Below are 11,378 nucleotides of genomic sequence, written 5' to 3'. Positions count from 1 at the left end.
GCCGGCTTGGGGCCGAACGAGGTCGATTTGCGTGGCATCGTCACGCCCTGCCGGGCCAGGTCGCGGACGACCTCCTCGCGGACCGGGTGCATGAGGACGGCCGTGCCGCCGTCGCGTTCGGCCTTGGCGACCGTCGCCGCCGTGTCGTGGATGTAGGCGATGTGCGCGGGCGAGTCCTCGGGGATGCGCCAGACGTGGTCGAGGAGCGTGGCGTGCAGGACGGTGGCGTCCAGGGTGCGCCAGGCGGCCGGGCGGTCGTCGGGGATCGTACGGGCCAGGAGATCCGGGTCCGGGCGGTCGATGAGATGGAACGCACCGTCGCCGGCCAGCAGGAACGCGTTGCCGGCACAGGCCGCGTCCGCCAGCGCCTCCTGGGCCGCAGGCAGGGGGACGTCGAGCCGTCGTACCCGGAACAGTCCCTTGACGTGCTCCAGCGCCTCCGCCACCGGCAGGCCGTGCAGCAGGCGGTGGATGGCGCGGACGCGCAGCGGGTAGCGGGCGGTGTCGACGAGGAGGACCAGGCCGTAGTCCCAGGGGCTGGGGGAGGGATGCTCCGCGCGTAGACGCAAGTAGGTGGCCCAGCGGTGGTGGCCGTCGGCGATCAGGGCCTGGTGGTGGGCCAGGTCGGACTGGACGAGGGCCAGCTCGGTGGGGTCGGTGATCGACCAGAGGCGGTGGTGGAAACCGTCCTCCGTGGTGGTGGCGAGGAGCGGAGGCCGGTCGGCCACCGCTTCGACGACCTCGGCGGTCCTCCCGTCGCCCCGGTAGGTGAGCAGGAGGGGTTCGAGGTTCGCGGAGGTGGCGCGCATCAGGGCCGCGCGGTCGGCGACGACCGGGGGCATGACCTCCTCGTGCGGCAGCACCACGCCCTCGGACGGCTCCGAGACCCGCAGGGCGCCGATGATGCCGCGCTGGAGCAGGCCCTTCCCGTCGTGCTGTTCGTAGACGTACAGGCCCGGTTCGGGGTCCGCGGCGAGGATGCCCTCGGCCTGCCAGCGGTGCAGGGTGTCGGCCGCCTGTTCGGTACCGGCGCTGGGGGTACCGGCCTGGGGGAGGATGAGGCGGACGATGTTGTGCGGGTCGGCGGACTGGAGGTGGTGGACGCCGTCGGGGCGTACGACGACGTCGTACGGCGGAGAGGTGACGGCGGCCAGACTGCCGACCCGGTCCGGGTCGTAGCGAAGGCCTCGGAACGGGGTGAGTTCCAGGCCCCGGCGCTCCGTTGCTTCCGAGTGACCTGCAGTGTTCATCCCGGCATCGTACGTGTGTCAGTGGCGTGCGGGATGATCGACGGTGAGAGGCGGGCGGACGAAGAGTGACAAGGAGTGACGAGGAGCGATGGGGATGAGCCAGGGCGTCAGGACTGGTCCCGAGGGCAGCGGACAGGCCCTGAGCACGGCGTATGACACGGCGCTGCTCGATCTGGACGGGGTGGTGTACGCGGGCGGCAGTGCGATCGCGCACGCTGTGGAGTCGCTGGAGGTCGCCCGCGCGGGGGGCATGCGTCTGGCGTACGTCACCAACAACGCGCTGCGGACGCCGGACGCGGTGGCCGAGCACCTCACCGAGCTGGGCATCCCGACGGGGGCCGGTGATGTCATCACCTCGGCGCAGGCGGTCGCGCGGCTGATCAGTGAGCAGGTGCCGGCCGGGGCGCGGGTGCTGGTGATCGGCGGGGAGGGGCTGCGGGTCGCGCTGCGGGAGCGGGGTCTTGAGCCGGTGGAGTCCGCGGACGACGATCCGGCGGCCGTGGTGCAGGGGTACGGCGGCCTCGACCTGCCCTGGGGGCGGTTCGCCGAGGCGTCGTACGCCGTCGCGCGTGGGGTGCCGTGGTTCGCGTCCAACACCGATCTGACGATCCCGAGCGGGCGCGGGATCGCGCCGGGCAACGGCGCGGCGGTGGCGGTGGTGCGGATCGCGACGGGTGCCGAGCCGCAGGTGGCGGGCAAGCCGCTGCCGCCGATGCACCGGGAGACGATCCTGCGCACGGGTGCGGAGCGGCCGTTGGTGGTCGGGGACCGGCTGGACACCGACATCGAGGGCGCGTTCAACGGCGGGGTCGACTCGCTGCTCGTGCTGACCGGGGTCACCGACGGGCGCCAGTTGCTCGCCGCGCCGCCGCAGCACCGGCCGACCTATGTCGACGGAGACCTGCGCGGGCTGCTCACCGGGCAGCCGGAGGTCACGGTGGACGGCGCCGGTTTCCGGTGCGGTGGCTGGACGGCGTCGGCGGGTGCCGACCGGCTGGAGCTGGCGGGCGACGGCGAGGTGCTCGACGGGCTGCGGGCACTGTGCGCGGCGGCCTGGACGGCGGCCGGGGAGGGTTCCTGCGAGCTGGACGGAGGCAAGGCGCTGGCGCGGCTGGGGCTCTGAGCTCCGGCAACTCACGGCGCTGAGAAGAGGAACGGGGATGGGGCGACGGGGGCATCGAGACGGAGGAATGGAGGGTAGGCTAACCTAACCTCGTGTTGGTCGACAGTCCTCCCGAACAGCGCGCGGACACCGCCGCCGCGCCCCCGACCCGTCGGGTGATCCGAGCCCTCGGGCTCCTGGTCTCCGTCGGGATCCTGCTGCTCGTCGCCTTGGCGAGCATCGCGATCGGGGCCAAGGAACTGCCGCTTGACCAGGTCTGGCACGGTCTGTTCCGCGACACGGGGACGTACGGTGACGTCGTCGTCGGCGCGCGGCTGTCGCGGACCGTCCTCGGCCTGCTGGCCGGAGCCGCCCTCGGCCTGTCCGGGGCGGTGCTCCAGGCGCTCACCCGTAACCCGCTCGCCGACCCCGGACTGCTCGGCATCAACGCGGGCGCGTCGGCGGCGGTGGTCACGGCCGTCACCTACCTCGGCGTCAGCACCCTCAGCGGCTATGTGTGGTTCGCCTTTGCCGGGGCGGCCGCGGTCGGCGCGCTGGTGTGGTTCCTGGGCGGCAGTCGGGGCGCCACCCCGGTCCGGCTGGCGCTCGCCGGTACGGCGATCAGCGCCGCGCTCTACGGCTACCTCCAGGCCGTGATGATCACGGACGACGCGGCGCTGAACAAGCTGCGCTTCTGGACGGTGGGTTCGCTGGCCTCGGCGAGCAACTCGACGATCCTGCAGGTGCTGCCGTTCCTCGCGGCCGGCACTCTGCTGGCGCTCGGTCTCGCCCGCCCGCTGAACGCGGTGGCGATGGGCGACGACACGGCGCGCGCCCTCGGTGCCAACCTGGGCCGCACCCGGGCCCTCGCCATGCTCGCCGCCACCGTGCTGTGCGGCGCGGCCACCGCGGCCTGCGGCCCGATCGCCTTCGTCGGCCTGATGGTCCCGCACGTCGTGCGCTCGTTCACCGGCCCCGACCTGCGCTGGATCCTGCCGTATGCGACGGTCCTGTCGCCCGTGCTGCTGCTCGGTGCCGATGTCGTCGGCCGGGTCGTGGCCCGCCCCGCCGAGCTCCAGGTCGGCATCGTCACCGCGATCATCGGCGGGCCGGTCTTCATTCTTCTCGTTCGACGGCGGAGGACGGCCCAACTGTGAGGACCGCTGTGAAAACCGCTGCGAAGACCACGCGTACTCTGCGCACCCCCGGCGGGCTCTCGCTGCGGACCGACGTGCGCGCGCTGGTGGTTGTCGTCGCGCTGCTGCTGGCCGCGTGCGCCGCGAGTGTCGTACTGATCGGCACCGGGGATTTCCCGATCTCCTTCGGTGACGTGCTGAAGACGCTGGCCGGGCACGGCACTGCCGGGCAGGACTTCGTCGTCAACGAGCTGCGGCTGCCGCGGGTCCTGGTCGGTCTGCTGGTCGGCGCCTCGCTCGGGCTCGGCGGCGCGCTGTTCCAGTCGGTCTCCCGCAACCCGCTGGGCAGCCCGGACGTGCTCGGCCTCTCGCAGGGCGCCACCTCCGGCGCGCTCGTCGTCATCGTGCTGCTGTCCGGGAGCGCCGCCCAGGTCACCGTCGGCGCGCTGCTCGGCGGCCTGGTGACCGGTCTCGCCCTCTACCTCCTCGCCTGGAAGCAGGGCGTGCACGGCTACCGGCTGGTCCTGGTCGGCATCGGCGTCTCCGCGGTCGTCACCGCCGTCAACGGCTATCTGCTCACCAAGGCAGACCTGGTCGACGCGACCCGCGCGGTCGTCTGGATGACCGGCTCCCTCGACGGCCGTGACTGGAGCCAGGTCTGGCCGCTGCTCGCGCTGTGCGCGGTCCTCGTGCCGCTGGTCCTCGTCAACGCGCGGGGCCTGCGGATGATGGAGATGGGCGACGACGTCGCCCACGCCCTCGGGGTACGGGTCGAGCGGGTGCGGATGCTGCTGATGGTGGCCGCCGTCATGCTGACCGCGGCCGCCACCGCCGCCGCGGGCCCCGTCAGCTTCGTGGCGCTCACCGCCCCCCAGCTCGCCCGCCGCCTCACCGGCTCGCCCGGCCCCAACCTGGTGCCCTCCCTCTGCATGGGCGCCACCCTTCTGGTCACCGCCGACTGGGCCTCCCAGCGCGCCTTCGGCGCAGACCAGCTGCCCGTGGGCGTGGTCACCGGCGTCCTCGGCGGGGTCTACCTGCTCTGGCTGCTCGTCACCGAACGCCGGGCGGGCCGGATATGAGCGCGACCCCCCGGCCGAGCACCGATTCAGACAGCGAGTCAGACAGCAAGAGGAGCGCCGTGAACCGCCTGTCCGCCGAGAACGTCACCCTCGCCTATGACCAGCGCGTCATCGCCGAGCAGTTGTCGGTGGAGATCCCCGACAACTCCTTCACGGTGATCGTCGGCCCCAACGCCTGCGGCAAGTCGACGCTGCTGCGCGCGCTGTCCCGGATGCTCAGGCCCAGTCAGGGCCGGGTGCTGCTCGACGGCCAGGTCATCCAGTCGATGCCCGCGAAGAAGGTCGCCCGCACGCTCGGCCTGCTCCCGCAGTCGTCCATCGCGCCCGACGGCATCACCGTCGGCGACCTGGTCGGCCGAGGCCGCTACCCGCACCAGGGCATCCTGCGCCAGTGGTCCGCCGAGGACGAACAGGTCGTCCAGGAGTCGATGGAGCAGACCGGCGTCGCCGAACTCGCCGACCGGTACGTCGACGAACTCTCCGGCGGTCAGCGGCAGCGCGTCTGGATCGCCATGGCGCTCGCCCAGCAGACCCCGCTGCTGCTCCTCGACGAGCCGACCACCTACCTGGACATCCAGCACCAGATCGACGTCCTCGACCTGTGCGCCGAACTCCACGAGGAGCAGGGGCGGACGCTGGTCGCCGTGCTGCACGACCTCAACCACGCGGCCCGGTACGCCACCCACCTCATCGCGCTCAGGGGCGGCCGGGTCGTCGCCGAGGGCGCCCCGGACGACGTCGTCACCGCCGAACTGGTCGAGAAGGTCTTCGGGCTGCGCTGCCAGGTCATCGACGATCCGGAGACGGGGACCCCGCTGGTGGTGCCGGCGGCGCGCAGGGCCAGGGTCACAACAACTTCCTGAGCCGGAACAGGTCCAGCAGGTTCGCCTCCAGCTTCACCCGGCCCGAACCCCAGGCGCCGGCGAAGTTCAGCTCGCCGTCGACCAGGGCCAGCAGGTCGTCGCCGGCCATGGCGAGTCTGATCTGCGCCTTCTCCCGCGGCGGCCCGGGGAACGTCTCCTCGACCTCGATCCGGCCGCCGGTGAGCCGGCCGGCGAAGGTAACGTCCAGGTCGGTGATGTGGCAGCTCACGGTGCGGTCCATGGCGGCGGCCGCGCGTACGTCGCCCTCGGCGCCGCCCATGCTGTGCGAGAGCTTGTCGAGTGCGGCGCGGCACTCCCCGATCGTGGCCATCGCGATCGACGGTACCCCAGGGCTTCCATGTAGCGTCGGGGCATGACCGACTCTGCGCCCGAAGGCCTGGTGGCGGCCCCGGCGGCGGAGGCCGGGGAAGCGGCCGCCGTCGAACCCGAGTACGACCCCGCCGCGCCCGCCCCGCTGAACGTCCCCCGCACCCCCACCGGCGACGCCGAGGTCGACGCACGGCTCGACCGGCTGGCCGACGCCGACCACCTCGCCACGGACGGGCATCTGGAGGTGTACGAGGATGTACACCGGGGGCTGCGCGACGCGCTGACCGCGCTCGACACCCGCCCGGGACCTCCGGGGCCCCCGGCGCCCGCGCCGCCGCACGGCCACCGGGCGCCCGCGCCCGCCCGTCACCCGACCACCACCCCGCAACGAGGCCCTTCGGGCCACACCTTCTAGTCCGTACCACCAGAGCAGGAGCTGAACCCACCGTGGCAGGAGTCGCACGTCGCCGTCTGGACGCGGAGCTGGTCCGCCGGAAGCTGGCGCGCTCGCGCGAGCACGCCAGCCAGCTGATCGCCGCCGGGCGGGTCACCGTCGGCAAGACCCTCGCGACCAAGCCGGCCACCCAGGTGGAGACCGCCGCCGCGATCGTCGTCCAGTCCGACGACAGCGATCCCGAGTACGTGTCGCGGGGCGGCCACAAGCTCGCCGGGGCGCTGGCCGTGTTCGTCCCGCAGGGCCTCGCGGTCGAGGGGCGGCGGGCGCTGGACGCCGGGGCGTCGACCGGGGGCTTCACCGATGTGCTGCTGCGCGCGGGGGCCGCGCACGTCGTCGCCGTCGACGTCGGGTACGGCCAACTCGCGTGGTCTCTGCAGAGCGATGAACGCGTCACCGTCAAGGACCGTACGAACGTACGCGAGTTGACGCTTGAAGCGATCGATGGGGAGCCTGTGGATCTTGTCGTGGGTGATCTGTCCTTCATCCCGCTCGGGTTGGTGCTGCCGGCCCTGGCGCGGTGCGTGAAGCCGGACGCCGACCTGGTGATGATGGTCAAGCCGCAGTTCGAGGTGGGCAAGGAGAGGCTGGGCAGCGGGGGAGTCGTACGGAGTCCGCAGCTGCGGGCGGAGGCCGTGCGGGGGGTTGCCGAGAAGGCGTGGGAGCTGGGGCTCGGGGTGAAGGGTGTCACCGCCAGTCCGCTGCCCGGGCCGTCCGGCAACGTCGAGTACTTTCTGTGGCTGCGGGCCGGCGCACCCCAGTTGGATCCGGCCGACGTTGACCGTGCAGTGGCGGAGGGGCCGCGTTGACACAGAACCGAGCTCGTACTGTTTTCCTCCTCGCTCACACCGGGCGGCCCGCTGCCATCCGCAGCGCCGAGCTCGTGGTGAAGGGGCTGCTGGCAGCCGGAGTCGGCGTACGGGTCCTGGACTTCGAGGCCCGCGACCTGCCGCTGCCCGACGAGGTCGAACTCGTCGAGGAGGCCTCGCCGCACAGCCTCGACGGCTGCGAGCTGCTGATCGTGCTCGGCGGTGACGGGACGCTGCTGCGCGGCGCCGAGTTCGCGCGGGCGTCCGGGGTGCCGATGCTCGGTGTCAACCTCGGGAGCGTCGGGTTCCTCGCGGAGGCCGAGCGCGACGACCTCGACAAGGTGGTCGACCGGGTGGTGAGCCGGGCGTACGAGGTCGAGGAGCGGATGACCGTCGACGTCGTCGTGCATCGCAACGGGGACATCGTGCACACCGACTGGGCGCTGAACGAGGCGGCCGTGCAGAAGGCGGGCGCCGAGAAGCTGCTGGAAGTGGTGCTGGAGATCGACGGGCGGCCGGTGACGGGATTCGGCTGCGACGGGATCGTCCTGTCGACGCCGACCGGGTCCACGGCGTACGCGTTCTCGGCGGGCGGGCCGGTGGTGTGGCCGGAGGTGGAGGCGCTGCTGATGGTGCCGATCAGCGCGCATGCGCTGTTCGCGAAGCCGCTGGTGACCTCGCCGGACTCCGTGCTCGCGGTGGAGGTGCTGCCGCACATCCAGCCGGGGGTGCTGTGGTGTGACGGGCGGCGGACGGTGGAGCTGCCGCCCGGGGCGCGGGTCGAGGTGCGGCGGGGAGCGGTGCCGGTGCGGCTGGCGCGGCTGCACCACGCGTCGTTCACGGACCGGCTGGTCGCGAAGTTCGCGTTGCCGGTCTCCGGATGGCGGGGGGCGCCGCAGTAGCGCGTGCGTGGGGGCTGGTTCCGGTGCGTCGGCGGGTGCGGGTGCGCTGTGGCTGATCGCGCAGTTCCTCTTCAGGTAGGGACAGCCACCGGCGTATCCATGTGGCCCCGTGGCCTTCGGGAAGGGACGGTCGTCGGCATGTCGATGCGGTCCCGTGGCTCTTCGGGGTGCTTCTCCACTCGCGCGGGTGACAGGGTGCCTCGCGCTTCTTGGGCCCTACCTCGTAAGGTCTTCCCCGTGCTGGAAGAAATGCGGATACGGTCACTCGGGGTCATCGACGATGCCGTCGTCGAGCTGTCGCCGGGGTTCACCGCCGTCACCGGTGAGACCGGTGCGGGCAAGACCATGGTGGTCACCAGCCTGGGGCTGCTGCTCGGCGGGCGGGCCGATCCCGCGCTCGTGCGGATCGGGTCGGAGAAGGCGGTCGTCGAGGGCCGGGTCACCGTGCCCGCCGGAGCCTCGGCGGCCGTACGGGCCGAGGAGGCCGGCGCCGAGCTGGACGACGGGGCGCTGCTCATCAGCCGTACCGTTTCCGCCGAGGGACGCTCGCGGGCGCACCTGGGCGGCCGGAGCGTGCCCGTGGGGCTGCTCGCCGACCTCGCCGACGACCTGGTGGCCGTGCACGGGCAGACCGACCAGCAGGGGCTGCTGAAGCTGTCCCGGCAGCGGCAGGCCCTCGACCGGTACGCGGGCGACGGGGTCGCCGTGCCGCTGGCCAAGTACGGCGAGGCCTACCGGCGGCTGCGGGCCGTGGCGGTGGAGCTGGAGGAGATCGTCACGCGCGCGCGTGAGCGGGCCCAGGAGGCCGACATGCTCCGCTTCGGGCTGGACGAGATCGCGGGTGTGGAGCCGAGGGCCGGCGAGGACGTCGAGCTGGCCGAGGAGGCCGAGCGGCTCGGGCACGCCGAGGCGCTGTCGTCCGCCGCGACCGCCGCGCACTCCGCGCTCGCGGGCAACCCCGAGGACCCCGAGGGCATCGACGCGGCCACGCTCGTCGCGGGCGCGCACCGGGCCCTGGAGGCCGTACGGTCGCACGACCCGGCGCTCGCCGCGCTCGCCGACCGGATCGGCGAGATCGGGATCCTGCTGGGCGACGTCGCGGGCGAGCTGGCCGGGTACGCCGACGACCTGGACGCCGATCCGCTGCGGCTCGCGGCCGTGGAGGAGCGGCGCGCCGCGCTCACCGCGCTCACCCGCAAGTACGGCGGGCACGGTGACGGCATCGATGCGGTGTTGGCCTGGGCCGAGCAGGGTGCCGCGCGGCTCACCGAACTCGACGGCGACGACGAGCGGATCGACGAGCTGACCGCCGAGCGGGATGCCCTGCGGGTCGAACTGGGCGGTCTCGCACAGGCCCTGACCGATGCGCGCACCGAGGCCGCCGAACGGTTCGCGGCCGCCGTCACCGCCGAGCTGGGCTCCCTGGCGATGCCGCACGCGCGCGTGTCCTTCGCCATCCGGCAGACCGAGGACCCGGAGGGCGTGGAGGTCGGCGGCCGGGCGGTGGCCTACGGCCCGGCGGGCGCCGACGAGGTCGAACTGCTCCTCGCCCCGCACCCCGGCGCCCCGCCCCGCCCCATCGCCAAGGGCGCCTCCGGCGGTGAGCTGTCCCGCGTGATGCTCGCCGTGGAGGTCGTCTTCGCGGGCACCGACCCGGTCCCGACGTACCTCTTCGACGAGGTCGACGCGGGCGTGGGCGGCAAGGCGGCGGTGGAGATCGGCCGGCGCCTGGCCAAGCTCGCCAAGTCCGCGCAGGTGGTCGTCGTCACGCACCTTCCCCAGGTCGCCGCCTTCGCGGACCGCCAGTTGCTGGTCGAGAAGACCAACGACGGCTCGGTCACCCGCTCGGGCGTGAAGGTCCTGGAGGGCGAGGAGCGGGTCCGGGAGCTGTCCCGCATGCTGGCGGGCCAGGAGGACTCGGAGACGGCACGGGCGCACGCCGAGGAACTGCTGGCCACGGCGCGGGCGGACCGCTGACGCACCGCGGGGGGCGGGCGGCGCAGGGCGTCGCCCGCCCTGGGCCGTTCACCGGCCGCCTCGCCGTTCGCTCAGCCGGCCGGAAGCTGCCGGAAGCTGTCGGCCGCTTCCTCCGCGACGGCGTTTTCGTCACTCTCCCGGGTGATACGGTCCGGCGCATTGCCCCGGCCCGCCTCGGTATGTGCCTTCTCCGAGTGCCCGGAACACCCTTGTGTGCTGGCATCCTTGAGGGGAAAGCGGTGTCCGGGGGAGGCGCGCGCGGTGCTGCCCTCGGCCCCGATACCTTCTGTACGTTCCCTCGTGACCGCCCCACGCCGAACCAGGAGCCCCGGCCGCGTGAGCCCCGTGAGCAGCAACGCACCGCACGGTCAGTCGCAGCTGCGCACCGTGCAGGTGCTGGGCGGCGGCAACGCCGGCAGCAGCGTGCACGTGCGTTCGCTGGCCGCCGGCCTCGTCGCGCGGGGCGTGCGGGTCACGGTGTGCGCCCCCGCCGAGGCCGATCACGCCTACGGCTTCTCGGGCGTCGGCGCCGACCACGTGCACGTGCCGCGCAGCAGCGACCCGGGGTCGGTGGCGGCGCTCCGCGCGGCCTGCACGGACGCCGACCTGGTGCACGCCCACGGCCTGCACGCCTCCTTCCGCGCGGCGCTGGCGCTGAGCGGCCGCAACACCCCGCTGGTCGTTACCTGGCACAACCGGGCGCATGCCGAGGGCGCCCGGGCACATCTGCTGCGGATGCTGGAGCGGCGGGTGGTGCGGGCGGCCGCCGTGGTGCTCGGGACCACCTCCGACCTGGTGGACCGGGCCCGCCGTACCGGCGCCCGGGACGCCCGGCTCGCCGCCGTGGCGCTGCCCGGCCTGCGGCGCCCCGTGGACCAGGACGAGGCGGAGCTGCTGCACCCCAAGGTCCGTGCCGAACTCGGCGCCATTGGGCGGCCGTTGCTCATCGCCGTCGGCTCCCTCGACCGGCACCGCGGCTACGACGTCCTGCTGGACGCGGCGCGTGGCTGGTGCCGCCTCGATCCCGTACCGCTCCTCGTCATCGCCGGCGAGGGGCCGCTGCGCCCGGCGTTGCAGCGGCGGATCGAGGACGAGGAGCTGCCCGTTCGGCTGATCGGGCGCCGCGACGACGTCACCGAACTGCTCGCCGCCGCCGATCTGGCGCTGCTGCCCAGCAGTTGGGAGTCCCGTTCCGTCCTCGCCCAGGAGGCCCTGCACGCACGCGTGCCGCTCGTCGCGACCGCCGTCGGCGGTGTCCCCGACCTGGTGGGCGACGCGGCCGAGCTGGTCGCGTACGGCGACGCACGGGCCCTCGCCGACGCCGTCGTACGCCTCCTCGGCGACCCCGAGCGCTGTGCGGAGCTGCGCGAGCGGGGTTCCCGGCAGGCGGCGAGCTGGCCCACGGAGGACGAGACCGTGGCCCAAGTGCTGAGCGTGTACGACGAGTTGACGCAGCCCCGGCCCCTTCCGTAAGGC

Annotated in this window: 11 protein-coding genes; 9 read left to right on the top strand and 2 right to left on the bottom strand. The window is 73.4% G+C overall.

The window, feature by feature from the left end; all coding sequences use genetic code 11:
* The coding region (locus tag JF597_RS10105) for a DUF1015 domain-containing protein (RefSeq protein WP_293991995.1) at positions 1 to 1,250 on the bottom strand (1,250 nt) is incomplete at its 3' end.
* A gap of 94 nt (positions 1,251 to 1,344) precedes the next feature.
* Here JF597_RS10105 and JF597_RS10100 point away from each other — a divergent pair.
* The 4 genes from JF597_RS10100 to JF597_RS10085 all read left to right on the top strand — a co-directional run bounded on the left by JF597_RS10100 (position 1,345) and on the right by JF597_RS10085 (position 5,430).
* Positions 1,345 to 2,373 carry an HAD-IIA family hydrolase gene (locus tag JF597_RS10100; protein ID WP_293991993.1) on the top strand — a complete coding sequence of 343 codons (1,029 nt, stop codon included), beginning with the start codon at positions 1,345 to 1,347 and terminating at the stop codon, positions 2,371 to 2,373.
* Between the two features lie 92 nt (positions 2,374 to 2,465).
* A complete protein-coding gene (locus tag JF597_RS10095; protein ID WP_293991991.1) occupies positions 2,466 to 3,509 on the top strand; it encodes an iron chelate uptake ABC transporter family permease subunit in 1,044 nt (347 codons plus the stop codon).
* An 8-nt stretch (positions 3,510 to 3,517) separates the two neighbouring features.
* Positions 3,518 to 4,567 (top strand): iron chelate uptake ABC transporter family permease subunit, encoded by a 1,050-nt coding sequence (locus JF597_RS10090; protein WP_293991988.1) that lies wholly within the window; start codon positions 3,518 to 3,520, stop codon positions 4,565 to 4,567.
* A complete protein-coding gene (locus tag JF597_RS10085; RefSeq protein WP_293991985.1) occupies positions 4,564 to 5,430 on the top strand; it encodes an ABC transporter ATP-binding protein in 867 nt (288 codons plus the stop codon). The genes JF597_RS10090 and JF597_RS10085 overlap by 4 nt, the downstream gene beginning before the upstream one ends.
* Here JF597_RS10085 and JF597_RS10080 read toward each other — a convergent pair.
* Entirely contained in the window at positions 5,414 to 5,761 is a 348-nt protein-coding gene (locus JF597_RS10080; protein ID WP_293991982.1) for an SCP2 sterol-binding domain-containing protein, read from the bottom strand. The genes JF597_RS10085 and JF597_RS10080 overlap by 17 nt on opposite strands.
* A 42-nt stretch (positions 5,762 to 5,803) precedes the next feature.
* On the opposite strand from JF597_RS10080, the gene JF597_RS10075 reads away from it, so the two are divergent.
* The 5 genes from JF597_RS10075 to JF597_RS10055 all read left to right on the top strand — a co-directional run bounded on the left by JF597_RS10075 (position 5,804) and on the right by JF597_RS10055 (position 11,375).
* Complete coding sequence (locus JF597_RS10075) at positions 5,804 to 6,175, top strand: hypothetical protein (RefSeq protein WP_293991980.1); 372 nt, start codon at positions 5,804 to 5,806, stop codon at positions 6,173 to 6,175.
* A gap of 32 nt (positions 6,176 to 6,207) precedes the next feature.
* Entirely contained in the window at positions 6,208 to 7,023 is an 816-nt protein-coding gene (locus JF597_RS10070) for a TlyA family RNA methyltransferase (protein ID WP_293991978.1), read from the top strand.
* On the top strand, positions 7,020 to 7,925 hold the full coding sequence (locus tag JF597_RS10065) for an NAD kinase (protein ID WP_293991976.1): 906 nt from the start codon (positions 7,020 to 7,022) through the stop codon (positions 7,923 to 7,925). The genes JF597_RS10070 and JF597_RS10065 overlap by 4 nt, the downstream gene beginning before the upstream one ends.
* A 249-nt stretch (positions 7,926 to 8,174) precedes the next feature.
* Positions 8,175 to 9,902, top strand: coding sequence for a DNA repair protein RecN (recN, locus tag JF597_RS10060; protein WP_293992007.1), 1,728 nt, complete (start codon positions 8,175 to 8,177; stop codon positions 9,900 to 9,902).
* 336 nt (positions 9,903 to 10,238) lie between these two features.
* Positions 10,239 to 11,375: a glycosyltransferase family 4 protein gene (locus tag JF597_RS10055; protein WP_293991973.1), complete on the top strand. Its 1,137-nt coding sequence runs from the start codon at positions 10,239 to 10,241 to the stop codon at positions 11,373 to 11,375.
* The last annotated feature ends 3 nt before the right edge of the window (positions 11,376 to 11,378 follow it).

The sequence above is a fragment of the Streptomyces sp. genome (assembly GCF_019510245.1).
In the GTDB taxonomy this organism is placed as follows: Bacteria; Actinomycetota; Actinomycetes; order Streptomycetales; family Streptomycetaceae; genus Streptomyces.
The sequence above is the reverse complement of the archived record's forward strand: the minus strand, read 5'-3'. Positions and strand labels throughout refer to the sequence as shown.